Origin of the sequence: Lactococcus sp. SK2-659 (assembly GCF_020218185.2) — a bacterium.
GTDB classification, from domain to species: domain Bacteria; phylum Bacillota; class Bacilli; order Lactobacillales; family Streptococcaceae; genus Lactococcus; species Lactococcus lactis.
On sequence record NZ_JAIWQZ020000001.1, the window covers coordinates 354,857 to 380,573 of the forward strand.

A 25,717-nucleotide genomic window follows, 5' to 3' on the forward strand; every position below is an offset into this window, starting at 1 on the left:
AAGTTTTGCAAGATTTTATCCAATATATTTATTCTGCCTTTGAAAGAATCGCAGACTTTAGTGACCAGCAAAAAATAATTTTATTAGGTTTGATTTGTGGGCTTTTAATAGCTATCTTTCTTTATCCCTTATTAAGAATTTTAGTGACGCTTTTACATGAATTTGGTCATGCTCTGGCGGCGAAAATTACTTTTGGTAAAGTTTATAGAATTCATCTTAATCATGATAGTTCCGGCCTCACCCAAACAAGTGGTGGTGGGAGAAGCTTCTTTGTTTTATTGATGGGCTATCCAATGCCTTTACTTTTTGGCTGTCTCTTTAGCTGGTTTTTGATTATTAATCATCCAGAATTCATTCTTATAAGTCTGTTGATAGTCAGCCTTTCTGTTCTAATCGTCGTTAAAAATTGGTATGGCTTTTTGATTTGTTTGCTAGGAATTTTAATTACAGGGGCTTTGCTTTATTTTGGTCAAATTCAGATTTTTAATTTTATGGGTGGAGCTTTAATTGGTTTTCTGATTTTAGGGGCATTCATTGACCTTAAAGTAATTTTTCATAAAAATGAAGAACTTTCTGATGCAGATTTACTCCATGAGAAATTTCAAATAATCCCTGCTTTTGTTTGGAAATTAATTTTTCTTTTAATGATGTCATCTTGTCTATTTTTGATTATAATCACTTTCAAGACTTTATTCTCTAAATAAAAAATAATTTTTGACAAGTGGCGAGAACTTTGCTATAATCTATCTAACCTTTAAGATTGTCCAGAGAGGCAGGCAAGGTCAGAAATTAATAATGTAATAATATGATGGATACTGTCCATTTTCTGATACCTACCTGCATTCTCTTTTGAGTGCAGGTTTTTTGTATGTTAATGGACAACTTAGAAATGGAAGCTAAATCGCTAAATGAAAGATTTGTTAGTTTACTGACCAATTGATCATCAAGAATGAAAGGAGCCACAATGGCTAGAAAAGAAATTATTGACGAAATCACAATGAAACGTGCAATTACACGTATCACTTACGAGATTATTGAACGTAATAAAGAGCTGGACAAATTGGTTTTGATTGGGATTAAAACACGTGGTGTTTATTTAGCAAAAAGAATCCAAGAACGTTTGCAACAATTAGAAGGTTTGGAAATTCCTTTTGGTGAGTTGGATACACGTCCATTCCGTGATGACAAACAAGCTCAAGAAGACACGACAGAAATTGACATCGATATTACAGGAAAAGATGTCATTCTTGTCGATGATGTGCTCTACACAGGTCGGACAATCCGTGCGGCAATTGATGGAATTGTAAAACTCGGTCGTCCAGCTCGTGTTCAATTGGCTGTATTAGTTGACCGTGGACATCGTGAATTGCCAATTCGTGCAGACTACGTTGGGAAAAATATTCCAACGGGTCGTGATGAAGAAATCATTGTTCAAATGTCTGAACACGATGGCAATGACAGTATTTTAATTAAACGTGAAGATTAAAAAATTTCTGTCAGTAATTTAAAGTAAAAAATATGCTGTCAGTTACTGACGAAAGAATTAACAAATATTCAACTTAGAGTTTTAGGAGAAAAAAGTGCACGATAATGATATTATCTTAAAAGTTGATGAGAAACCAGCTGCAAGTCAGTGGTTTGGTCTCTCATTTCAACATTTGTTTGCCATGTTTGGCTCAACGGTTTTGGTGCCAATTTTAGTTGGGATTAACCCAGCCATTGCCCTCTTGAGTTCTGGACTTGGTACACTTGCACACATGAGTGTTACAAAATTTAAAGTGCCAGCATACATGGGTTCAAGCTTTGCCTATATTGGTGCGATGACTTTACTGATGAAAAATGGTGGAATGCCAGCCATTGCTCAAGGGGCAATGACCGGTGGATTGGTTTATCTGATTGTCGCTTTAATTGTAAAATTTGCAGGTAAAGGCTGGATTGACAAAGTTTTACCGCCAATCGTCGTTGGGCCAATCGTTATGGTCATTGGATTATCACTTGCTCCAACAGCAATTAATGATGCCATGTACACGGACGTTGCAAATTTAAAAGGATACAGTTTAGCTTATATCATTATTGCCCTCATCACTGTGTTATCTATTGTCATTTACAGTATCTATGGCAAAGGATTTCTGTCAGTTGTTCCCATTTTACTTGGAATCATCACAGGATATGTTGCAGCAATGATTATTGGTAAGATTACAGGGATGAACATTGTTTCATTCACTGGAATCTCACATGCTAAATGGCTAACCATTCCGCCAATGGAAATTCCATTTGCCAATTACAAGTGGGCCTTCTATCCGTCAGCAATTTTGACAATGGCACCGATTGCTTTTGTCACAATGACTGAGCATTTTGGCCACATTATGGTTTTGAATTCATTAACTAAAAAAGATTACTTTAAAGAACCAGGATTAGAAAAAACATTAACTGGTGATGGTCTAGCTCAAATCATCGCCGGATTTATTGGTGCACCGCCGGTGACCTCTTATGGTGAAAATATTGGAGTTATGGCAATTACAAAAATTCATTCGATTTATGTTATTGCTGGAGCTGCCGTTCTTGCTATCATTGTCTCATTCATTGGGAAAATTACAGCACTCTTGCAATCAATTCCAGCACCCGTCATCGGGGGAGCATCAATTGCCCTTTTTGGAGTAATTGCAGCTTCTGGTTTGAAAATTTTAGTTGAAAATAAAGTTAATTTTGATATCAAACGAAACTTACTAATCAGCTCAGTTGTTCTTGTTATCGGGATTGGTGGAATGATTATTAATATCACTCAAAATTTACAAATTTCATCAGTAGCCATTGCAACAATTCTCGGAATTGTTTTAAATCTTGTCTTGCCAAAAGATCCTAGCGAAATTTAAAAGATTCAAAATTACTGACAGAATCGTCAGTAATTAAAAAAAGTGAACTTATAACTGATAGAAATCCTATCGAGATTTCCATCAGTAGATAAAAATTTTGTCAGTTTACTGACAAAACAATCAAATATATTGTCAATAAAACTGTTGTGACAGAGAGCACACAGTCAGGGTAAAGGAGACCTCATGTCAGTAAAAAATGGATTAGTTCAACTCGAAAACCTCACAAGTATGGAAAAATTGAGTGTTGATGAAGTCATGGGACTTATCAAAAGAGCCTCAGCTTTCAAAGCAGGAACAGCAGAGTTTGATTTAGAAAAACAAACTTTTGCTTCAAATCTTTTCTTTGAAAATTCTACAAGAACACACCATAGTTTCCATATTGCTGAGCGTAAATTAGGCTTGGATGTTCTTGAATTTGATGCGCAAGCAAGCTCAATTAGTAAAGGAGAAACTCTCTACGATACCGTCTTAACACTTGATGCACTTGGCGTTGATATCTGTGTTATACGTTCAGGAGTAGAACATTACTATGAAGAATTAGTGAATTCAGATAATATTCATTGTGCGATTGTTAACGGTGGAGATGGTTCAGGGCAACATCCAAGTCAATGTTTACTTGACTTGATGACCATTTATGAAGAATTTGGCAAATTTGAAGGTTTAAAAATCGCAATTTCCGGAGATTTAACCCATTCACGTGTCGCCAAATCTAATATGATGATGCTCCAAAAATTAGGAGCTAGACTTTACTTTACAGGCCCAGCAGCATGGTATAGTGAAGAATTTGATGATTACGGTCATTATGCCAACCTAGACCGAATTTTGCCAGAACTTGACGTTCATATGCTCTTACGCGTTCAACACGAACGTCATGATAGTGGCGAAAGCTTTTCTAAAGAAGGTTACCATAATCATTTTGGACTGACAGAAGAACGAGCAAAAATGTTGAAACCAACAGCCATTATCATGCACCCAGCTCCAGTCAATCGGGATGTTGAAATTGCTGACAGCCTTGTGGAAAGCCCACAAAGTCGGATTGTTCAACAAATGAGCAATGGTGTTTATACTCGAATGGCAATTCTTGAAGCAATTCTTGCTGGAAAAAAAGCTAAATAATTCAAAGCGCTGACAACAAGAAAAAATAATTGCTAAAGCAAAATTCAAAGGAAATATTTATTATGAGCAAAAGACTTTTAATTTTAGAAGACGGAACCATTTTTGAGGGAGAATCTCTTGGTGCAAACTTGGATGTTACAGGTGAACTTGTCTTTAATACAGGAATGACAGGCTATCAAGAATCAATCACTGACCAATCGTATAACGGACAAATTTTGACCTTCACTTATCCAATTGTTGGAAATTATGGGGTCAACCGAGATGATTATGAATCAATTCATCCAACCTGTAAAGCCGTAGTTGTTCATGAAGCAGCGCGCCGACCTTCAAACTGGCGGATGCAAATGTCTTTTGATGAATTTTTAAAAGCAAAAAATATTCCTGGAATTACAGGTGTGGATACTCGAGCGATTACTAAAATTGTTCGAGAACACGGCACTATGAAGGCCTCACTTGTACAAGCAAGAGATGAAGTAGAGCATCAAATGAGCCAACTTCAAGCGACAGTATTACCAACAAATCAAGTTGAAACAAGTAGTACAACGACCGCTTATCCATCACCAAATACAGGCAGAAAAGTTGTCGTTGTTGACTTTGGCTTGAAACATAGTATCCTACGGGAACTTTCAAAACGGGAATGTAATCTCACCGTTGTCCCATACAACACCAGTGCTAAAGAAATTTTGGAAATGGAACCTGATGGTGTTATGTTGACTAATGGTCCTGGGGACCCAACAGATGTACCAGAAGCAATTGAAATGATTAAAGAAATTCAAGGTAAAATTCCAATTTTCGGTATTTGCTTAGGTCATCAATTATTTAGTCTTGCAAATGGAGCAAAAACCTACAAAATGAAATTTGGACACCGTGGATTTAACCATGCCGTTCGTGAAATTGCAACAGGACGAATTGACTTCACCTCACAAAATCATGGATATGCCGTTTCATCAGAAAACTTACCTGAAGACCTAATGATTACCCATGTTGAAATCAATGACGACTCAGTTGAAGGAGTGCGTCACAAACACTTCCCAGCTTTTTCAGTCCAATTTCACCCAGACGCAGCTCCTGGACCTCACGATGCCAGCTATCTTTTTGATGATTTCATGGATCTCATGGATAACTTCAAAAAATAAAGTGTTGATATAACTGATTTTGAGTGTGTGACAGTATACTGCTCATTGGATAATAAAAAAACTCAGAACTACTGAGTTTTTTTATTATCTATTTTTGTATAAGATTGTTACTGCTGAACTTATTATTATGATTCCGATTAGTACAAAACTAAGATCAGTATTGCTATTAACACCAGTTTCTGGTAATATTTTTATAATTCCTTCTTCTGAAGCTTTTGTGATCTTGTTATCCAAGACAATAGAATCTTTTGAAACATTTAATGTATTTTTATTTATAGAGTGAGCAGGTTCAGGATTTGGAGCAGGTTCAGGATTTGGAGCAGGTTCAAGATTTGGATAGGTTCGGGATTTGGAGTGGGTTCAGGGTCTGGAGTAGGATCAGGATCTGGAGTGGGTTCAGGGTCTGGAGTGGGTTCAGGGTCTGGAGTAGGATCAGGGTCTGGAGTAGGATCAGGATCTGGAGTGGGTTCAGGGTCTGGAGTAGGGTCTGGAGTAGGGTCTGGATCTGGAGTAGGGTCTGGATCTGGATCTGGATCGGGCTTAGGTGCCTCATTAATCTGAATCATATTTGTTATTGAATAGGGAGTTACATGCCGATCATTTTCAGGAAGTGCATCTGTAACGTTAAGTTGAAATGTCTGGTTTCCAGAACTAATATTAGAAGTATCTATGATAATATCAAAGGTACCCGTATGGGAATTATTATCAATAGTGATATTTGAAATAACTACATAGTCAAGGTTAGAGTTCACAATTATGTCTTGAGTTGTAAGGGAGTCACCACCATAATAACCGAAGGTAGCCCTCCCAGTGATAATGTCACCTTGTGTTACATCAACAATTCCAGAGTCAAGTCCCATATTGAAAAATTCAATCGTTGAAATACCATACCATTCTTGTTCGGCTTTTGCAGAAATATCCGATGATGGAGTATCAAGTTGGTCCGCCATTGAAGGTGAAGTAGTGAATAGTATACATGTTAAAAGAGTACATGTAGATAATGCAACAATTAATTTTTTCATTTTTAAAACTCCTGTAAGATATAAAATACATTTTAACACATTATTTCAATAATTAAAAAGACACTTTTACAAAATTGTCTATTATTTTACTAAAAATACTTTGAGGTTATTGAAAATATAGTCTTAAATTAGAGAAGTTCAGTTATAGGGAACTTGGATTAGTTGTTAATGATTCTTATTTTCTCCGAAGCCGAAGATTCAAACAAAGTATAAGTTATTAAATATTTTTTATTATTCATTTAAGAAATAAGTTCTATAATAAATCTATTTCAAAAAAATAAACTTTTTCATAAATACTTCTAAAGCGCCTACTAATCTAGGCGTTTTTTCATCGTCTCGTTTACAAGTTTTATTACTTCAGAAAGTGAATAAAATATTTTTAGAGGCATTATCAAGCATACAAAGTAATTTTAGAAGTTGAGGTTCAAAGTTATACTCAAAATATTAACAATAAAAAAGCATAATGATAGGTTTTTTCTAAGTTAGTTTTTATCGAGAAGAAGATGTTCCTCACTTATTTACTGGTAAAATAATCAAATTTCCTCATGAATTTTTGTTTATAAACTTTAAATTTCAACCATCTATTGATTACGCGTTTCTATAATTATATGTAGCATGCACTTATAAAAAGTGAATTCTTTTTGTAAGTTTAAAAAATACGCAATATGTTATAATCTAGAGATATGAAAATTAAAAAAATAGTATTTTCACTTATTATTCTTATAATATGTACTTTTATAGGAGTCTTTTACTACGTTTTTAAAGTTGAACCTTATCGTTTAGTAGTCAATGAGCATCAAGTGAATAATACAAATTCTAAAGAAAATTTGAAAATTGTTCAGTTGTCTGATTTACATATAAAAAAAGATTTTAATGCTGATCGATTAGATAAAGTGATTCAAAAAACAAATGAACAAAATCCTGATTTTATTATTTTCTCGGGAGATTTATATGATAATTATTCACAATACAATGAAAATGAAGCCGTTATTTCTAAGTTAAAAAGTCTGAAAGCAAAATATGGAAAAATTGCAATTTGGGGCAATCGAGATTATGGTGGGGGAGCTGTCAGGGAATATGCAAATATTATGGCTGAATCTGATTTCTCTCTTTTAAGAAATGAAAATCAAGTTTTTACTTTGGATAATGGTAAGAAAATTTTATTCACAGGTTTGGATGATGCTTTGTTAGGAAATCCGCAATTTCCCTCGCCAAATCAAATGGCTGAAACGAGTTATGATATATTATTGACTCATGAGCCGGATGAAGTTAGCCAATATCAAAATAAGGGTTATGAATTAATTCTTTCTGGTCATAGTCATGGCGGTCAAATAAACATCCCACTTATTCCTCAAATTCAAAAGAAAGCTACGGCATTGATGAGCCATGCGAATAACTATACTGGTGGACTTTATCAGTTAGGAGCAAATGAAAAACTTTATGTTAATACCGGGATAGGAACGACTCATTTATCAGCCAGATTTGGTGTAGCTCCTGAAATTGCCGTTTTAACTTTTTAGATATCTAGATTACTAAATGAAATCGCTTGACATTTTAGGTGACCTATTATAGAGTTTAAATAGAATACATTAGTTTAGATAGCATAAGGCTAGGCTAAAATGGAGGATTTGGATGCAAGGAAAAAAGGTTTTTTTGCTGCTTGGTATTATAACAGCAGTGGGTGCTTGGAATATCGCTAATGGAACTCAGGTGAAAGCAAGTTCGAAAAGCCCAGTTTATCGACTTTATAACCCTAATAGTGGGGAACATTTTTATACCACAAATTTTTATGAAGGAAATTCTCTTAAAAATTTGGGTTGGCGTGACGAGGGGATTGGTTGGCAAGCAGCAAATTCTGGTGAACCAGTTTATCGGCTTTATAATCCCAATGTTAAAGGTGGGGATCATTATTATACCTTGAGTAAATATGAAGCGCAAACTTTGGTCAATCTAGGTTGGCGTTGGGACAATAATGCAAATCCTGTCTTTTATTCAGCTGGAACAGTCAATCTTTATGTTTCTTATAATCCTAATGCTCAGTCAGGTGCACATAATTATACAACGAATATATTTGAGCAGAATAGTTTATTATCTGTAGGTTGGAAATATGGAGCTATTGCTTGGAAAACAATGCCTTCTGACAGTTTGCCTGGAACTCCAGCGGGTTGGACGATTGATAGACCAATGAATATTGATAATTATTCAACCCAAACTTATGCTTATAAACAATGTACTTGGTGGGTCTATAATCGAGCGAAAGAGTTTGGGATTAACTATGGCCAATATATGGGGAATGGTAAGGATTGGCAAAATCAAGCAGGTTATCAAGTTACATCAACTCCTCAACTTCATAGTGCCGTAAGTTTTAAGGCAGGGCAAGACGGAGCTGATGCCACTTATGGTCATGTTGCCTTTGTAGAAAAAATTCGTTCTGATGGTTCAATATTAATTTCGCAATCAGGAACAGGTTATAGTACTTTATTTTCTTATCAAGTTTTAAGCAAAGATCAAGCTAGTCGCTTACGTTATGTAATTGGAAAATAGGTTTCTTTAAAAAATCAACTAATCAAATTACTTGAGGGCATCCTTTTATCAAGGTATAATAGATATATCTTTATTTCAGATATTAATTGTTAATTCTAGAACTCATCGGTTGAACAATCGGAAATCAACAATTAATATCTGATTCAAATAGGGAAAAGAGAATTCTCCTTCGGGAGGATTTTTTAATAAAGAAATTTTTTGCATTCTAAGTATGAAAGGGGAGAATATGAGACTTTGGCATGAAGCCTTAATCAAAAAGCTTCCAAGACAGCAACTTTTGGGACAGCATCGTGAATGTTGTGCCCTTCGAGGAAAAGGCTGGGGGAAACCACATTCAACAGTAAATTATGTTTTTAATTATTCGCCCTATAAACTTTTTCAATATCATTTACAAGTCATGACTGAAATGAGAAAAAGAGGCTATCATCCGGATGAAAAATGGCTAAATCCTTTATATCGGGGACAAACTTCTAAAGTATATTTAGAACTAGAAGAAGTGGTTCAAACCTTCCCGATCTATCCTGAACATAATAATGATTATCTTGAAGACTGTAAAGAAAATTTGAGAGAAAAGGGAATAATAATCTAGAAAATAAAAAGAGGATTTCCTTTGAAAAGGCTAAAATGATATGATAAAATCATGAGTATAAAATGAGAAAGCGAGTGACTCATGATTATCGATTTAGGAAATGTCTGGGATGCCTTGAGTGCGTTTGGAACTATAGCTGTAGTTATTGTTTCGCTTTATTTGGCAAGAAGAGACTATCGAAAAAAATTAGAAGTTGATTATTGGATTTCTTATAAAATATTCTCTGGAGAAAAAATATCTTTGTGGTCTATTGATCTTGTAAATATTGGATCCGTTCCCGTAAAGATTTATGAAGTCGGTCTTTATCAAAAAAGTTGGTTAAGAAAAAGGCGGAAAAAAATAATATTTATGATGCCTAGAGATTTCGAGTACGAAAGTGCCAAACTACCAATTTTACTTAATCCGCAAGAAGATGCAACTTATTTCATAGCTAAAAATGAGTGGATAACTAAAATAAAAGAACTCGGAATTAATCAACGTAAGATTGGACTTTATGCTAGAGATACTACCGGAACATATTATTATAGAAAATTTTTATTGGAGTAAATTTACTTTTTTTAAGAATTGAAAAGTTTGTAAAGTTTTTTTCTTGACAAAAGAAAATTTTAACTTGAAATTTATCTATAAATTTGATAGAATATTTAAGTATTCGTACAACTTTGGTCTGGCAAACAGTCCAAGGCAGAAAGGAAATTCTAACGATGAAACAAAATATCCATCCAAATTACCAACCAGTAGTCTTCATGGACACTACAACTGGATTCAAATTTTTGACTGGTTCAACTAAAGGTTCTAAAGAAACTGTTGAATGGGAAGACGGAAACACTTATCCATTGATCCGTGTTGAAATCTCTTCAGATTCACATCCATTCTATACAGGTCGTCAAAAATTCCAAGCAGCGGACGGACGTATCGCTCGTTTCGAAAAGAAATACGGCAAACAATAATAGAAATGGTCATTCGACCATTTTTATTTTTACCTGTAAAAGTTGTCATTTGACAGCTTTTTATTATGAAAAAATATAGAAATAAGATAAAATAAAGAAAAATAATTAAATTGTGGGAGAATATTAAAAGATGAAATGGTCTTTAAATGAATTAACGAAAAAAAAACAGATTAATTTCAATGAAGAATTAGATCTACGCGAAGAGTTGCTCAAACGTTCACAAGAAATTTTGGATTGTCAACCAATTGAGGTTAAAGGTGAAATTGCTTATGATGATGATTTATTCTATTTAGATTATCAAATTAAAACAGTATTGACATTGCCTTCGTCAAGAAGTTTAAAACCAGTCGAGTATCCAATTGATCTTCTTGTCAATGAAATTTTTGCGACTGAAGAGAGTTTGAGAGGGAATCAAGAATTATTAGACAATGATTTGATTATTGTTTTGGATAAAGATTTAATCAGTTTAGATGAATCAATCACTGATAATCTTTTATTGGAAATTCCTTTGCAAATTTTTGCTGAAGATGAAGAGGCAGAAGAGTTGCCGGCTGGTAAATTCTGGTCTGTTTTGAGTGAAGAAGATTATGCCAAACAACAAGAAGAAAAATTGGAAGAAAAGAAATCCCCTTTTGATGGTTTGAATGGATTATTTGATTAGACAGCTCTCATTTTCAAAGGATTTCAGCCTTAAAGCATAAGAAAGCGAAAACAATTTAAAAAAAGCGTCAAATAGTTTGTACATAAATTAAATTTATCTTATAATAGTATTATAAGAAATCGAATTATACAGTTTTTTTAACAAAGGAGAATGATATGACTTCAAAGAAAATTTTGATTATTGAGGATGAAAAGAATTTAGCGCGATTCGTCTCATTAGAATTAGAACATGAAGGCTATGCGACTGAGATTAAAGATAATGGTCGTTCCGGTCTTGAAGAAGCAACTTCAAAAGATTATGATTTAATCTTGCTTGATTTGATGCTTCCTGAACTTGACGGTTTTGAGGTAGCCCGTCGTTTACGAAAAGAAAAAGATACACCAATCATTATGATGACGGCACGTGATTCAACGATGGACCGTGTTGCTGGTCTTGATATTGGGGCTGATGATTATATCACTAAACCTTTTGCGATTGAGGAACTTTTGGCGCGTGTTCGTGCTTTCTTCCGTCGTGAAGAGCATGGTCATGCCGTTGAACGTGCTGAAAATACTTCTTTCCGTGATCTTGTGATTGATAAAACGAATCGCACAGTTCATCGTGGTAAAAAAGTAATTGATTTAACACGTCGTGAGTATGACCTACTTTTGACATTGATGCAAAATGTTGGCGATGTTGTGACTCGTGAACATTTAGTTTCACAAGTTTGGGGATATGAAGAAGGAACAGAAACAAATGTTGTGGATGTTTATATTCGTTATCTTAGAAATAAAATTGATGTTGAAGGTCAAGATAGCTATATTCAAACTGTTCGTGGCTTAGGTTATGTAATGCGTGAACGCAAATAAAAAATAAGATGAAAAAATTATTTACTTTCAATAAGAAAAAAGAGACGGTAGAGGAAAGTTCGGCTAAGCGGTCTATCATGCTTAGGTGGGCTTTTGCTAACACCGTTTTTTGTTTTATTACTTTTACTTTGTTTGCTACTTTGACTTATCAATTGACAATCAGTTCTTTTATTAAAGAAGAACAACAATTATTAACTCGCTCTATGGATAGTGTTGAGGAAGTCTTAGAAAAAGCAGATGCTCCTTTGAATTCATCGAATTTGAACACATATATTGAAGCGACATCAAAGATTCAAAATGGGGAGTCTGAAGGAATGAGTTTGGGTAGTATCATTGGCACACGGAAAGCATTTTATATTTATGATTTAAATCATAAATTATTGTATTCAACGAATCGACATACTTTTGGTTTTCAGAATCAGGCTAATAATGAAATGAAAGAGATTCGGGGAGAGAATCCAGGTTATTTAGTTCAGAGAAAAATTATTTCTAAGTCAACAGGACAAGTTGTAGGATACTTACAGGCTTTTTATGATACGACGACTTATCATCGAATTTCTAATCTTCTTTTGATTGTCTTGTTAATTTTAGAAATTGTTGCCTTGATTATCGCTCAGTTGATTGGTTATTTCATGGCTAATTACTTTATGAAACCATTGGAAAAACTTTATCAGGGCATGCAAGAAATGGCAAATGATCCAACAAATGATTTTGAACCGATTGAAATTCAAAGCGGAGATGAAATCGAAGAGTTGGCTCACGTTTACAATGATATGATGTTGAAGATGAAGGCATATCTTGAACAGCAAAATCGGTTTGTTTCTGATGTTTCTCACGAGTTAAGAACACCCTTAGCTGTCTTGGATGGACATATTAACTTGCTGAATCGATGGGGGAAAAATGATCCAGAAGTATTAGATGAATCTTTGCAGGCAAGTTTAGATGAAGTTGATCGAATGAAGAAAATGTTTGAGGAGATGTTGGCTCTTGCTCGTCTTGAAAATGTTGATTTATCAAGTGAAGAACTGGATTGTGATGTTGGAAAAGTTTGTAATCAGGCCCTTAAGAATTTTCAGCTTTTGCATGATGATTTTGAAATAGTGCTTGATAACCGGCTTATTTATCCCACTCATGCGCGAATTTCAGAAAATCATTTTGAACAAGGCTTGAGAATTCTGTTAGATAATGCTGCTAAATACTCTCCTGATGATCGTAAAGAAATCGTGATTACTGTTTATGAGGATGAACAGTTTGTGATTACGAGTGTATCTGACAAAGGAATTGGAATTTCAGAAGAAGATATTGATCATCTTTTTGAACGTTTCTTTAGAGCGGACAAGGCTCGCAATCGAGAAATTGGTGGAACTGGTTTAGGTTTACCAATTTTAGCTCGATTGGCAGAAAATTATCAAGGGGAAATTGAGGTAAATTCAGAACTGGGTCTTGGTTCAACTTTTACACTAAAATTCCCGAAAATAAAATAAAGAATAAGAGAATTGCTAAAAGGCAGTTCTTTTTTTGTGGCATATGTTATATTTTATAACATCAAATATAAAAATAATTGACTTGTTTAGAAAGTTGTGTTATATTTTATTACATGATTAAATTATCAGAAAATATTGATAAATATTCTGTTTTAATCTCGAACTTTTAAAGGAGAAATTTTATGGACACAGGCTCAATTGCATTTATTTTAATTTGTGCGGCATTGGTATTTTTGATGACGCCTGCATTAGCATTTTTTTATGGGGGACTTGGACGCCGAAAAAATGTGTTAAACACAATGATGATGTCTCTCGCACCAATGGCTCTGGCTTCTATTTTATGGATAATTATTGGCTTCTCATTTTCATTTTCAGGAAGCAATAGTTGGATTGGTGATTTCAACCATTTGTTTATGAATGGTGTGGATATGGCTAAAAATTCACTTTTCCCTGCTAATCATATTCCAGATGGACTTTTTTCTGGTTTTCAAATGATGTTCTCGATTATCACAGTAGCTCTAATTACGGGATCTGTTGTTGGAAGAATGAGATTTACACCAATTTTGATTTTTATGACTGCTTGGTTAATTTTAGTTTATTATCCTTTGGCTCATATGGTTTGGGGCGGTGGATTTTTGGCTCAAATTCATGCGATTGACTTTGCAGGTGGAGATGTTGTTCACATTTCAAGTGGGGTGACAGGACTTGTACTTGCGTTAGTGCTTGGAAAGCGTCGAGATTATGAGCGTTTAGATTATCGTCCACATAATATTCCTTTTGTTGTTTTGGGCGCTGGTCTCCTATGGTTTGGTTGGTTTGGCTTTAATGCTGGGTCAGCACTTGCTGCCAATGGTGTGGCAATTAATGCTTTTATGACGACTAATACAGCAGCTGCAGCAGCAATGTTTTCGTGGATGATTGTTGAAAAAATATTGATTGGTAAACCTTCAATTGTTGGTGCTTGTTCTGGTGCGGTAGTTGGCTTGGTGGCTATCACTCCAGGCGCTGGTTTTGTTTCTTTATGGTCGTCATTGATTATTGGTCTTTTGGTCAGTCCTTTGTCATACTTTATGATTTCTGTAGTTAAAAAGAAATTGGGATATGATGATGCTTTAGATGCTTTTGGTTGTCACGGTATTGGCGGGATGTTTGGCGGAATTATGACAGGAATTTTTGCAACACCGGCTTTGGCACCAGAAAAAGGATACGCTGGTTTAATCTATGGCTCTGGGAAATTACTTTTGGCTAATGTATCTGCGGTTGTCTTCACAGTTATTTTCACTGCTCTTGTGAGTTGGATCATTATTAAAGTGATTGCCTTGTTTATGCCAATTCGTGTATCTGACCGTGCTGAAGCTATTGGACTTGACGACAGTGAGCACGAAGAAACTGCTTATCCAACCTTCTTAGGTTTGGATTCTTAAGTTTAATTTTACTGACAGATATTTCTTATATAAAATTGTGAGTTTGTCAGTAAAATCAATTTTGAATGATGTCTTTGAAGTATGCTGACAAGTCTGTCAGTAAAAATGTAAGATACAAAGAGAGAAAAAATATGAAAAAAATTGAAGCGATTATTCGGACAGATAAATTAGAAGATTTGAAAGCAGCCCTATCAGATAATGGCTTGGTGCATGGGATGACAGTTTCTCAAGTTTTGGGTTATGGTGAACAAAAAGGATTTACAGAATATGTTCGTGGTCAACGAATTGAAACTACTTTACTTTCAAAGTTAAAGATAGAAATTGTATCAATCGATGAAAAAGTTGATGATATTGTTAATGTGATTATTAAAGCAGTTCAAACGGGCGAAGTGGGAGATGGTAAAATCTTCATTCAACCAGTTGAGCGTGTAATTCGAATTAGAACCTCAGAAGAAGATGCTCAAGCGCTCTAAGTCTCATACTTTATAACAGGATAAAGTGTAGATGCTTGGAGACTACCTTTCCAGATTCACTACTGCTGACTCTCGGTGTAACAAATAGTATATTTGTAAGTCAGCAAAGCTAACAATGACTTTTCTAGGTTGGAAATGATTCTTCTTGATGAGTTCTATATTATTAAAAATTAAGCTGACAAATAGGTCAGCTTTTTGTGTTTTTTTGAAAAAATTACTGACAGACTTGTCAGTAAATAAGACTGTTGAAAAAAAGCCCGATTAGGGGTAAAATAGATTAGATAAAGTCGTCAGTGAAATATTTTACTGACAACTTAAAAAGGAATAGAAAATGAAAAAAATAACGAAATTTAAAGATCAAAAAATCTTAGTTCTTGGACTTGCCCGTTCTGGAATGGCTGCTGCCCTTGTGCTCAATGAGTTGGGTGCGATTGTTACGGTCAATGATGGCAAACCTTTTGAAGAAAATAAAGAAACGCAACTACTTTTAGAAGAAGGAATTAAAGTCATCACAGGGAGTCATCCTATTGATTTATTGGATGAAGATTTTGCACTAATGGTTAAAAATCCAGGAATTCGTTATGATAACCCAATGGTTGAACGAGCTGAAGCATTGAAGATTCCTGTAATTACTGAGGTTGAACTTGCTTATCTTATCAGTGAAGCTCCAATTATTGGAATTACCGGAACCAATGGGAAAACAACGACGACAACATTGATTGCTGATATTTTAAATGCCGATGGCCAGTCAGCAAAATTGTCAGGAAATATTGGTTTTCCAGCGTCAGAAGTAGCCGAAAAAGCGAGTGCTTCTGATACATTAGTGATGGAACTTTCAAGTTTTCAATTGATGGGCATTGATAGCTTCCGCCCTAAAATTGCCTTAATTACAAATTTATTTTCAGCTCACTTAGACTATCATGGTTCGCAAAAGGCATATGAATCTGCAAAATGGCGAATTCAAGAAAATATGACCTCAGATGATTTCTTGATTCTCAATTTTAATCAAGAAAAATGTCGTAATTTGGCTGACAAAACGAAAGCGACTGTTCTTGCTTTTTCAACAAAAGAAAAAGTTAATGGTGCTTATTCTAAAGATGGAAAAATTTATTTTAATGATGAATATATCATGGAAGTTTCTGAACTTTCACTTCCTGGTGAGCACAATCTAGAAAATGCTTTAGCAGCCATTGTAGCTTCAAAATTACAAGGGACAAAAAATGAAGCGATTGTAGAAGTGCTGACAAGTTTTGCTGGTGTAAAACATCGTCTGCAATATCTTGGTGAAATTGATGGTCGTAAAATCTATAACGACAGCAAGGCAACCAATATTTTGGCTACTCAAAAAGCACTTTCTGGTTTTGATAATAGTAAACTTTGGCTTTTAGCTGGCGGACTTGATCGTGGAAATGGTTTTGAAGAGTTAGAAAAAGATTTGCAAGATTTGAAAGGAATGGTTGTTTTTGGTCAAACAGCAAATAAATTACGTTTGACTGCAGAAAAATTGAATATTCCCGTTTTTGATAGTGAAAATGTTGCAAAAGCCCTCGAAGAAATTCTACCTCAAACGCAAGCAGGAGATACAATTTTACTTAGTCCAGCTTGTGCAAGTTGGGACCAATATAAAACTTTTGAAGAACGCGGTGATTTATTCATCAAAGCCTTTGAAAATTTGAAAAAATAAAAGTACTGACAATTATTGAATTAATTTATGTTAAAATTAATTTTACTGACAGAAAGAATAATTACGATTCATCTTGCTGACAGCTATCAGATTTAATTTGTACTTTATTTCTATCATTATTTTCTTGTTTATTAGAGAACAGGATTTAATGAAACTTGGGTACAAAAATATTTGTCAGAGAATCCCCAAACTATTGGAGAAAAACAAACATGCGAATTATCATTACAGGTGGCGGCACAGGCGGTCATATTTATCCAGCGCTAGCTTTCCTTAAGTATTTGGAAAAAGTAGAACCAGATACAGAAGTGCTTTATATTGGAACGAAAAAAGGCTTGGAGGCAAAAATTGTCCCTCAAGCAGGAATTAAATTAAAAACAGTTGATATCCAAGGATTACGTCGTTCACTAAGTCCGCAAAATTTAAAAACAGCTTATAAGTTTTTTAAATCTGTCTCAGATGCTAAAAAAATTATGAAAGAATTTAAACCGGATGTTGTTTTGGGAACTGGTGGATATGTGGCAGGGCCAGTTGTTTATGCTGCTGCGCAATTAAAAATTCCAACAATTATACATGAAGGAAATTCTTTCCCAGGAATAACTAATCGTTTTCTTGCTAAAAAAGTTGACCGAATTGCAGTAGGTTTTCACGCAGCAGAACAATATTTTCCAGCGAGCAAAACGACTTTTACTGGAAATCCAAGGGCACAAGAAGTTGCAGATGCAGCGGCTCAAGTAGAAAAATTTGAAGAGCCAACGGTTGTCATTTTTGGTGGCTCACGTGGCGCTTTAAAACTTAACAATGCTTTTATTGAAGCCCTTCCTGAATTAGCACAACGTTCATTTAAAACCGTTTATGCTTCAGGAGAGATTTATTATGATGATTACAAGGAAACTTTTAATCAATATAAAGAAAATTCTAATTTAGATATTCGTCCTTATATTAATAATATGACAGAACTTTTGGCAAAAAGTCAGCTCTTTTTAGGACGGTCTGGTTCAACAACTATTGCTGAAGTTACCGCTTTAGGCTTACCAGCCGTTTATGTCCCAAGTCCAAATGTGACAGCTGACCAACAGACTAAAAATGCTCAAGAATACGTTGACCAAGGTGCAGCTATTATCATCAAAGACGAAGACCTAACGGGTCAAACTTTGGTTGAAGCTATTTCAAATATACTCGAAAATAATGAGAAGTATCAAGAAATGCAAGCAGCTAGTCTAAAAGCGGGCGTTCCAGATGCTAGCCAACGCCTTTACAATCTAGTGAAAGAAATTAGTAAATAAATGAGTGAAAAAGATATTAACTTAACCCCTTGGCAGCAAAAACATCTTGAATATCAGAAAAGAAAAGCAGAAGAAGCCAAAAAAGAAAAGAAAGCAAATCAACCTAAAAAGGTTCATTTTTCTTCACCTTTTCTTAAAAGTCTCCCAAAAACTGAAAAAAACTTTGATGACACTAGAGACGAAGCTGAGTCAGCTGAGTTGTTAGAAGAAGGCTTTGAGACTAATAACGAAGAAACTCAATCAAGCGAAGCTCCGATTGAAAATGAAAAAATTATTGCTCAGTTAGAACAACTTTCTCAAGAGAATGAATATGAGTATGAAGAAGAGCAAATCAAAAGACCTTCGAGATTTTCTTCTTTATTTAAAGGTTCAGCTCCACTTTTAAAGAAAATGTGGCCAGCCTTAGCAATTGTTGTTCTGGTATTCGTTGGCTCTCTTTATTTGATTTCACCTTTAAGTAAAATATCAACTTTTAGTGTTTCTGGAAATGCGAATGAAAGTAGCGAACAAGTTGCATTAGCTTCTGGAATTCAAACAAGTGATAGTATTTTTAATATCCTAAATAATAAGGAAAAAATTGAAGCGACAATTGAACAAAAATTCCCTAGAATTTCTGCCGTTACAATCAATTACCATTTTCCTAATCGCTTTGAGGCCATTGTAAAAGAACATACAAACAGTGTCTATGTCAAACGTAATGATCAAACTTACCTTGTCTTAAATAACGGTTACGTGATTACAACACCAGTTGATGCAACTAAGCTTGAGAAATTGCCAGTTTTACAAAATTTTAATGATGAAGAAGTTAAAACTTTTGTAAATGCTTATGAAACGCTTAAACCAGCAATAAAATCACTGATGACTAATGTTACTAAAACTCCTACAGATGCGACGAAAGATTTCATTGCCATTGATATGAGTGACGGGAATCAGGTTCGAGTTTCATTGAGTCAATTAGCTGATCGTCTGCCATATTATCCAAGTGTTGCTAAGCAAGTTCAAGCACCACAAGTTGTAGATATGGAAGCTGGTATTTATACGAAGCCAAAAGCTGCTTATGATGCTTATCTTTCACAATTATCTACCTCAAAATCAGCATCTATTTCTGCTCAAAATGCGAAAAAGACTGATGCAAGTAGTGAAAATACTGCTCAAAGTACAACAACAAGTTCAAATTAAAAATAAAAAAAGTGATAATTTAGGATTGTCACTTTTTTAGCACAGAGTAAGCTATAAAAAAAGCTGATAAAATGCTATAATAGATAGCACGCATTTTTGTGGAAAAATAATAAATAAACTATATAAAGAAAATTTAGAGGAGAAACTGTATGTCTTTGTTTTTAGATACAGCACGAATTGAAGTAAAAGCTGGTAAAGGTGGCGATGGTGCAGTTGCTTTTCGCCGTGAAAAATATGTTCCAGATGGTGGACCTGCCGGTGGTGACGGGGGAAAAGGCGGTTCTGTAATCTTTAAAGTTGATGAAGGAATGTCAACTTTAATGGATTTCCGTTATAACCGTATTTTCCGTGGTAAACCAGGTGAAAAAGGGATGAACAAAGGAATGCACGGTCGTGGAGCCGAAGATTTGATTGTTCATGTTCCTCAAGGAACGACTGTTAAAGATAACGAAACTGGTGATGTTTTAGTTGACTTAATCGAAAAAGACCAAGAATTTGCGGTTGCTAAAGGCGGTCGCGGCGGTCGTGGAAATATTCGTTTTGCCACACCACGTAATCCAGCACCTGAGGTAGCAGAAAATGGAGAACCAGGAGAAGATAAAATTCTACTTTTGGAACTTCGTGTTTTAGCAGATGTTGGTTTAGTTGGTTTTCCATCTGTTGGTAAATCAACATTATTGTCAGTTGTTTCAAATGCGCGTCCTAAAATTGGCGCTTACCATTTCACAACAATCACTCCTAATATTGGAATGGTTCAAGTAGGTTATGGAGATAGTTTTGTTATGGCAGATATGCCAGGATTGATTGAAGGAGCGCACTCTGGTGCAGGACTGGGAATTCAATTCTTGCGTCATATTGAACGTACACGTGTCCTTCTTCATGTTCTCGATATGTCAGAACTTGAAGGACGAGATCCATACGAAGATTACAAAACAATCAATGATGAATTAGAATCTTACAATTTACGTTTGATGGAACGTCCACAAATTATTGTTGCCAACAAAATGGATATGCCAGAAGCTGCCGAACGTTTAGCTGAATTTAAAGAAAAATTAGCTGCTGATTTAGGTCCTGATAAAGAAATGCCTGAAATTTTTGAAGTTTCTGGCCTGACTAAAACAGGACTTCAAGGTTTGCTTGCACGCACAAGTGAATTACTTGCACAAACACCAGAATTCTTACTTTATGATGAAGCTGAATTAGCGGATGAAACAGCTTATTACGGCTTTGAAGAAGAAGAAAAACCATTTAAAGTTTCTCGTGATGATGATGGTGGATGGCGCTTATCTGGTGATAAGATTGAAAGACTCTTTATTATGACTAATTTTGATCATGATGAATCAGTTATGAAATTTGCTCGCCAAATGCGCGCGATGGGTGTTGACGAAACACTGCGTTCAATGGGAGCCAAGGATGGCGACTATGTTAGAATTCAAAAATTTGAATTTGAATTTGTAGATTAAAAATTTCAATATTTTCGGAGATTAAAAATGGGATTTAAAATTATTGGTGACCGTGACAAAGACGGAAATTTTATTGCCTCAGCCGATTATTGGACCGATGAACGGATTGATGACTTGTTAAAGAAATACAATCCTCATGGTAAATTGACTTTATCAAAGGCTAATCAAAAGAAAAACGATGAAAAAAAGACTGATTAATTCAGTCTTTTTTTACTGACAGCTAGAATAGTGACTTCTGTCAGTAATTTTAGGTTCAATTATTTCTTGAAAAATAACTTTATTGACCGTTTTGGATTGGTCAGCAACTTTATAAAGTGCATTACGTTGAAGGGTTTGAACTTGAAAAGTTGGAGTGATATTCAAAGATTTATTCAGATTATCAGTAATAATTTGATTGGGGTTAAAAGAAATATCATCGGGAATCAAAGAAAGAATTGCCGATTTTTCATAGTAGCGTTCCGAAATGTTTTGATTTGCAACATGAAAACTTAAAGCTTTAGGGACTTTGGGGGTTTCAATAGGAAATCCCGCAATGACAGCATTAAAAGAAATATGTTGACCAAAATTAACTTGCTTACTTTTATATTTTTCAAGCTCAGTCCTAAGCAAAAGTTCAGCTTCCTCAAAATTTAAATTAGGTTGATAATAAAATTTCTTGCGAATATTATTGGTAATCAATTCAAATCCGGTAATTCCAACAACGAACCCATTTGGATTACTTTCAAATTTTTTAAAATGACTTTGGGTAAGAACTTCATTGGTTGTAATTTGTCCATCTGAGATAATACTGATGAAATCAGGCAACATAACAATATTTATAAAACTCATGGCATAAAATCCTTAAAAAATTCTGTCAGCAAAGTGTTCAGTAAATTTTACTGACAGAAGAGGTCTTGATTTTCAAATGTTTCTTATCATTGTATCACTTTTGGTAAATTTTGTACTATATTTTCTCATACTAAAAAAACAATTTATAAAGTAATAAATTGTTTTTTTAGTAAACATAAAGATTTATGGAAAGAACACCGCTTAACTAATCAAATTTTCACTGTAGAATTACTTTGTCACTAAAAAAATTAGATACATACAACTATATTATATAATAATAAATTATTTTGTACAAGATTAACTACACAATTATTAATAAATATATCTGTAAAATTACACATTACTCAATTACCTAAACAAATCAAGACCTAAAATTGAGCAAAAACATTGCAATATAATGAAAAAATTTCCGAAAAATTGAAGTTTTTCTGAAAATTACATTAGAATTTATAGAGAAAGAGAGGTCTTTTATTGATTACAAAGATAAAAATTTGTAAATGTAAAGATTAAGAAAGGAAAGAATATTGAAAAAATTAGTATTAATTATTTTATTGCTATTCTCATCGTCAAATTTATTGACGACCATGGGTTCAGCAGATACAACAAGTTATGATACAAAAGGTCAAGTAGGATTTACGGGAAATTGGGTAAGACCAGAATCAAGTTCAAGTAGTAAAGAAAATCCTAAAAAAGACCTTCCAATTACTCAGACCATACTCCCAAAAACAGGAGATATGGAATTCTCATCAATGGTAACTAGTTATGTTGGCTTATTAATTTTGGCAAGCATAATAGTTTATAAAAAAGAAAGAGGGAGGTTAACTTTATAGAAAATAAATAATAGTCGATTACTGCACCTTTTTTAAGGATAAAACAAATGGAGAAACTTAATGGATAAACTAATTTTAAAATCAACAACACTTCTTGCCGGCATATTGATTTCTGCCCCTATGATAATCACAACCGCTAGTGCGGCGACTACAGGAGGGGATTACACTTCAAGTGCAAATTTGACTTTACAAGCAGGAACTGGTCCAGTCGACCCTCTTGATCCAACAGACCCAACTAATCCTGTAACACCAGTAGACCCAGGTACTCCAGGTGCTTCTGGAAATCTTACTGTCGATTATGGATCAACACTTTACTTCGGAACCCAATCAATTTCCACTCAATCTAAAACTTATTATGCACATCCTGATATGGTAAAAGATCAATCTAACGTTGTAAAAGTAGTGCCTAACTATGCTCAAGTAACAGACCAATCAGGTGAGCTATCAGGTTGGACATTAAGTTTAACACAAGCTTCAGATCTTCATATGACTACTGGAACATCAACAGATCCTGGATATGCACTTAGTGGTGCACAAATTAGCTTTACCGGAGGCACTCTCCTTGGGGGAAATGGTATTACCGCTGGGAAGCCAAGTGATGTTGTCGCTTCAGGAACGCTCACACCAGGAGTAGCAACAAAACTAGTTTCAGCTGCAAAAAATGAAGGAGCAGGAACTTGGTTATATAATTTTGGTGATGTAGATGCCTATGATGCAAGTTCAGTTGATACAGCCAATACCACAGATCATACTAAAGTGGCGACAAAATCAGCAATTAGTTTGGCTGTTCCTGCAGGTTTGATTGAGAAAGCGGCACCATATACTACAGATTTGTATTGGAGCTTGCAAGCCGTTCCAGGAAATGATTGGGATGGAAATACATCTGCGGTTACACCAGCACCATAAGTCTGATTTTGATAAAAGGAGAGAATAAATGAATAAAATTTTATTAAAATCAACGGTACTACTAACTGCTGCATTAATCGTGGGACCAATAATTGCCAGTGAAGCTGATGCCGCAAGCACCGGTGGAGATTATACATCAAATGGTTATGTTAACTTTGCTGAAGGGGATAATACTGGAATTAACCCCGTTGATCCTTTAGACCCCTCTGTCCCTGTAGGACCAACAAATCCTGATGGTACCGACCCAACACCCGGAACAGGAGGAGCACTTTCAATCGATTTTGCTTCAAGTCTAAGTTTTGGAACACAAAAAATTTCTTCAAAGGATGCCACATACTTTGCTCATGCACAGTGGATTAGCAAAGATAAAGATGGAAGTGCAGTTGATATGACACGTCCTAATTATGTTCAAGTTACTGATACACGCGGAACCTGGGATGGATGGACCTTGACTGTTGCAGAATCCGATCAATTTCAAAATACTTCAGGAGAAAAGCTAACCGGAGCAGAACTATCTTTTAGTAAAGGTTATACCGATGGAACCACTGCTGCAAAACCCGGTTATATCAATAACACTAATTTTGTTGTTAGTACAGCTGCTAGCAAAATTTTAGGAGCAGGTCCAAATCAAGGGATGGGAACTTGGGTATATGGTCTAGGAGCTAATGCAGATTACCAAGAAAATGGTGGAGCGCATCTGGGTAATGAAGCAGTTTCTACAGCATCACCAATCAGTCTTAAAGTTATTGCTGGTACAAATAAAGCGACGTCATATACGACACAATTAATTTGGTCCTTAACGAATACCCCAGGAAATTAAATGTTTATAATTTCTAAACTATGAAAAGGAGGGTACTGTGAAAAAAATAAGATGGTTAAGTATACCTCTCATCTTAATGACATTAGGATTGGAAATTCGAGTTAATGCAGCAGAAGTTCAAAGCTATAATTCGCAAGGAATAGTTGGTTTTGGTCCAGGAAGCGGAGTTCAACCCCCTGTTAATCCTAACAAACCTGATCCAACTTTACCTGTATTTCCACAAAATCCAGATGGTTCAAAGCCTAATCCAGGGGGAAATGGCTCACTGACAATTGATTTTGCTTCAAGTTTTGACTTTGGAAATCATAAAATTTCTAATAAAGATCAAACATATCTAGCTAAAGCCCAAAAGTATTTTGATTCTGAAGTTTTAACACCGAATTATGTTCAAGTAACCGATCGTCGAGGAACATTTGCCGGTTGGAACTTAAAAGTAGTCGAGAAAACACAATTTACTCAAATTGACTCAGGCCCTCAGAAGTACAAAGTACTTAAAGGAGCAACGATTAATTTAAAAAGTTCAGAAACAGCTTCTTTTACTAATGAAAAATCTCCCAAAACACAAACAATTTCGGGACTTATTCCCGGTGTTGAAACTCAAGTAGCTCTTGCATCAACTGGCGAAGGAGCTGGAACTTGGGTAATTCGCTGGGGAAACGATTCAAAGGTCACTGAAGATGGCTTAACAACAGCAGTTTCATTATTTGTTCCTGGAGATACCCCCAAGGATGCGACTGCTTACACTACAACTTTAAATTGGATATTGTCTGATTTACCGACAAACGTGCCAAATTAATTTGTAACACACATTATTATAGAAAAGAGGACATTATATGTCTAAATCAGTAACAAAATATCTCTCTCTAGCAACTTTAGGGATATTAGCAACATCAGTAACTCCACAACTTGCCAGTGCAGCTACAACACAATCATATGGCACGCAAGGAGAGGTAACTTTTACCGCCGGAACAGATACCACAGGTCCAGTTGACCCGCAAGACCCAACTGTTCCAGTAAAACCAACGGAGCCAGATGGCGTTAATCCAGTAGGACCGACAATGCCAGATAGTGGTTTAACTATTGTCTATGCTTCAAGTTTTGATTTTGGAAATCATCCTGTAAGCAATAAAGCAGAAGTTTACAACGCTGCTGCACAAAAATTAGACGATAATACGACACGTACCAACTATGTTCAAGTTGCAGATAATCGTGGGACTTTCTCAGGTTGGAATTTAAAAGTTCAAATGACCGACTTCACAACAGCAGATAGCAATTTAGTAGCGAATGGTCATGGTACATTAACAGGAGCAACAGTGACTCTAGGTGATGCTGAGATTCAAGGAGCTGGTACAGCAAACCCAGCAGATATTTCTTCAGCTACTACAGTTTTGACGCCTGGAGTACAATCGGCAACAATATTGGGAGCAACGGCTGGTCACGGCTCTGGTAATAGTTTGCTTGACTTTGGGGGGAAAGATGGAGCTACAAAGGACACAGCCATCAAACTTTCTGTTCCAGCAGGTGTGGCAGGTGCAGCCAAGTATACAGCAGATTTAACCTGGACACTTGACGATACACCATCTAATTAATATTTTTAGTGGTGAGAA

General features: G+C 35.2%; 27 protein-coding genes. 25 read left to right on the plus strand and 2 right to left on the minus strand.

What is annotated here, in order from left to right; all coding sequences use genetic code 11:
* Positions 1–5: 5 nt before the first annotated feature.
* The 5 genes from LDP15_RS01705 (at position 6) to LDP15_RS01725 (ending at position 5,125) form a co-directional block, all read left to right on the plus strand.
* Positions 6–704: a M50 family metallopeptidase gene (locus LDP15_RS01705; protein WP_042230483.1), complete on the plus strand. Its 699-nt coding sequence runs from the start codon at positions 6–8 to the stop codon at positions 702–704.
* Positions 705–964: 260 nt separating this feature from the next.
* Positions 965–1,486, plus strand: coding sequence for a bifunctional pyr operon transcriptional regulator/uracil phosphoribosyltransferase PyrR (gene pyrR / locus LDP15_RS01710; RefSeq protein ID WP_010906054.1), 522 nt, complete (start codon positions 965–967; stop codon positions 1,484–1,486).
* A gap of 94 nt (positions 1,487–1,580) precedes the next feature.
* Positions 1,581–2,873 carry a uracil-xanthine permease family protein gene (locus LDP15_RS01715; RefSeq protein WP_015426756.1) on the plus strand — a complete coding sequence of 431 codons (1,293 nt, stop codon included), beginning with the start codon at positions 1,581–1,583 and terminating at the stop codon, positions 2,871–2,873.
* A 183-nt stretch (positions 2,874–3,056) separates the two neighbouring features.
* On the plus strand, positions 3,057–3,989 hold the full coding sequence (locus LDP15_RS01720) for an aspartate carbamoyltransferase catalytic subunit (RefSeq protein ID WP_015426755.1): 933 nt from the start codon (positions 3,057–3,059) through the stop codon (positions 3,987–3,989).
* A 62-nt stretch (positions 3,990–4,051) separates the two neighbouring features.
* On the plus strand, positions 4,052–5,125 hold the full coding sequence (locus tag LDP15_RS01725) for a carbamoyl phosphate synthase small subunit (RefSeq protein ID WP_015426754.1): 1,074 nt from the start codon (positions 4,052–4,054) through the stop codon (positions 5,123–5,125).
* A gap of 272 nt (positions 5,126–5,397) precedes the next feature.
* Here the strand turns inward: LDP15_RS01725 and LDP15_RS01730 are convergent, their stop codons facing one another.
* Positions 5,398–6,147: an LPXTG cell wall anchor domain-containing protein gene (locus LDP15_RS01730; protein ID WP_225513444.1), complete on the minus strand. Its 750-nt coding sequence runs from the start codon at positions 6,145–6,147 to the stop codon at positions 5,398–5,400.
* A 683-nt stretch (positions 6,148–6,830) separates the two neighbouring features.
* Between LDP15_RS01730 and LDP15_RS01735 the strand changes: the two genes are divergently transcribed.
* The 15 genes from LDP15_RS01735 (at position 6,831) to LDP15_RS01805 (ending at position 20,924) form a co-directional block, all read left to right on the plus strand.
* On the plus strand, positions 6,831–7,667 hold the full coding sequence (locus LDP15_RS01735) for a metallophosphoesterase (RefSeq protein ID WP_015426752.1): 837 nt from the start codon (positions 6,831–6,833) through the stop codon (positions 7,665–7,667).
* Between the two features lie 112 nt (positions 7,668–7,779).
* Positions 7,780–8,691, plus strand: coding sequence for a CHAP domain-containing protein (locus LDP15_RS01740; RefSeq protein WP_015426751.1), 912 nt, complete (start codon positions 7,780–7,782; stop codon positions 8,689–8,691).
* Positions 8,692–8,917: 226 nt separating this feature from the next.
* Complete coding sequence (locus LDP15_RS01745; protein ID WP_042230481.1) at positions 8,918–9,280, plus strand: TIGR02328 family protein; 363 nt, start codon at positions 8,918–8,920, stop codon at positions 9,278–9,280.
* Between the two features lie 81 nt (positions 9,281–9,361).
* On the plus strand, positions 9,362–9,826 hold the full coding sequence (locus LDP15_RS01750) for a hypothetical protein (RefSeq protein ID WP_015426749.1): 465 nt from the start codon (positions 9,362–9,364) through the stop codon (positions 9,824–9,826).
* A 155-nt stretch (positions 9,827–9,981) separates the two neighbouring features.
* Positions 9,982–10,227, plus strand: coding sequence for a type B 50S ribosomal protein L31 (locus tag LDP15_RS01755; protein WP_003130760.1), 246 nt, complete (start codon positions 9,982–9,984; stop codon positions 10,225–10,227).
* A gap of 130 nt (positions 10,228–10,357) precedes the next feature.
* Positions 10,358–10,888 (plus strand): DUF177 domain-containing protein, encoded by a 531-nt coding sequence (locus LDP15_RS01760; RefSeq protein ID WP_015426748.1) that lies wholly within the window; start codon positions 10,358–10,360, stop codon positions 10,886–10,888.
* 155 nt (positions 10,889–11,043) lie between these two features.
* A complete protein-coding gene (locus LDP15_RS01765) occupies positions 11,044–11,736 on the plus strand; it encodes a response regulator transcription factor (RefSeq protein WP_003130756.1) in 693 nt (230 codons plus the stop codon).
* Positions 11,737–11,744: 8 nt separating this feature from the next.
* Positions 11,745–13,220 (plus strand): HAMP domain-containing histidine kinase, encoded by a 1,476-nt coding sequence (locus LDP15_RS01770; RefSeq protein ID WP_225513443.1) that lies wholly within the window; start codon positions 11,745–11,747, stop codon positions 13,218–13,220.
* Positions 13,221–13,402: 182 nt separating this feature from the next.
* Positions 13,403–14,644, plus strand: coding sequence for an ammonium transporter (locus LDP15_RS01775; protein ID WP_015426746.1), 1,242 nt, complete (start codon positions 13,403–13,405; stop codon positions 14,642–14,644).
* Between the two features lie 131 nt (positions 14,645–14,775).
* The gene (locus LDP15_RS01780; protein WP_010906046.1) at positions 14,776–15,117 is read left to right on the plus strand and encodes a P-II family nitrogen regulator; all 342 of its coding nucleotides are present in this window, start codon (positions 14,776–14,778) and stop codon (positions 15,115–15,117) included.
* A gap of 331 nt (positions 15,118–15,448) precedes the next feature.
* Positions 15,449–16,801, plus strand: coding sequence for a UDP-N-acetylmuramoyl-L-alanine--D-glutamate ligase (gene murD / locus LDP15_RS01785; RefSeq protein WP_225513442.1), 1,353 nt, complete (start codon positions 15,449–15,451; stop codon positions 16,799–16,801).
* Between the two features lie 209 nt (positions 16,802–17,010).
* Positions 17,011–18,084: an undecaprenyldiphospho-muramoylpentapeptide beta-N-acetylglucosaminyltransferase gene (gene murG / locus LDP15_RS01790; protein ID WP_003130746.1), complete on the plus strand. Its 1,074-nt coding sequence runs from the start codon at positions 17,011–17,013 to the stop codon at positions 18,082–18,084.
* Entirely contained in the window at positions 18,085–19,263 is a 1,179-nt protein-coding gene (locus LDP15_RS01795; protein ID WP_015426744.1) for a cell division protein FtsQ/DivIB, read from the plus strand.
* A gap of 149 nt (positions 19,264–19,412) precedes the next feature.
* Positions 19,413–20,726 (plus strand): GTPase ObgE, encoded by a 1,314-nt coding sequence (gene obgE, locus LDP15_RS01800; protein ID WP_015426743.1) that lies wholly within the window; start codon positions 19,413–19,415, stop codon positions 20,724–20,726.
* Positions 20,727–20,753: 27 nt separating this feature from the next.
* Positions 20,754–20,924: a hypothetical protein gene (locus LDP15_RS01805; RefSeq protein ID WP_012898204.1), complete on the plus strand. Its 171-nt coding sequence runs from the start codon at positions 20,754–20,756 to the stop codon at positions 20,922–20,924.
* A gap of 12 nt (positions 20,925–20,936) precedes the next feature.
* Here the strand turns inward: LDP15_RS01805 and LDP15_RS01810 are convergent, their stop codons facing one another.
* Complete coding sequence (locus LDP15_RS01810) at positions 20,937–21,554, minus strand: hypothetical protein (RefSeq protein WP_015426742.1); 618 nt, start codon at positions 21,552–21,554, stop codon at positions 20,937–20,939.
* A 524-nt stretch (positions 21,555–22,078) separates the two neighbouring features.
* On the opposite strand from LDP15_RS01810, the gene LDP15_RS01815 reads away from it, so the two are divergent.
* Genes LDP15_RS01815 through LDP15_RS01835 form a run of 5 tightly spaced genes read left to right on the plus strand, consistent with a single transcriptional unit; the run spans position 22,079 to position 25,699 of the window.
* Entirely contained in the window at positions 22,079–22,384 is a 306-nt protein-coding gene (locus LDP15_RS01815; RefSeq protein WP_042230477.1) for a hypothetical protein, read from the plus strand.
* Between the two features lie 60 nt (positions 22,385–22,444).
* On the plus strand, positions 22,445–23,290 hold the full coding sequence (locus LDP15_RS01820; protein WP_015426740.1) for a WxL domain-containing protein: 846 nt from the start codon (positions 22,445–22,447) through the stop codon (positions 23,288–23,290).
* A gap of 28 nt (positions 23,291–23,318) precedes the next feature.
* The gene (locus tag LDP15_RS01825) at positions 23,319–24,110 is read left to right on the plus strand and encodes a WxL domain-containing protein (protein WP_012898201.1); all 792 of its coding nucleotides are present in this window, start codon (positions 23,319–23,321) and stop codon (positions 24,108–24,110) included.
* 37 nt (positions 24,111–24,147) lie between these two features.
* Positions 24,148–24,906 carry a WxL domain-containing protein gene (locus tag LDP15_RS01830; RefSeq protein WP_015426739.1) on the plus strand — a complete coding sequence of 253 codons (759 nt, stop codon included), beginning with the start codon at positions 24,148–24,150 and terminating at the stop codon, positions 24,904–24,906.
* 37 nt (positions 24,907–24,943) lie between these two features.
* Positions 24,944–25,699 (plus strand): WxL domain-containing protein, encoded by a 756-nt coding sequence (locus LDP15_RS01835; protein ID WP_015426738.1) that lies wholly within the window; start codon positions 24,944–24,946, stop codon positions 25,697–25,699.
* Positions 25,700–25,717: the final 18 nt, after the last annotated feature.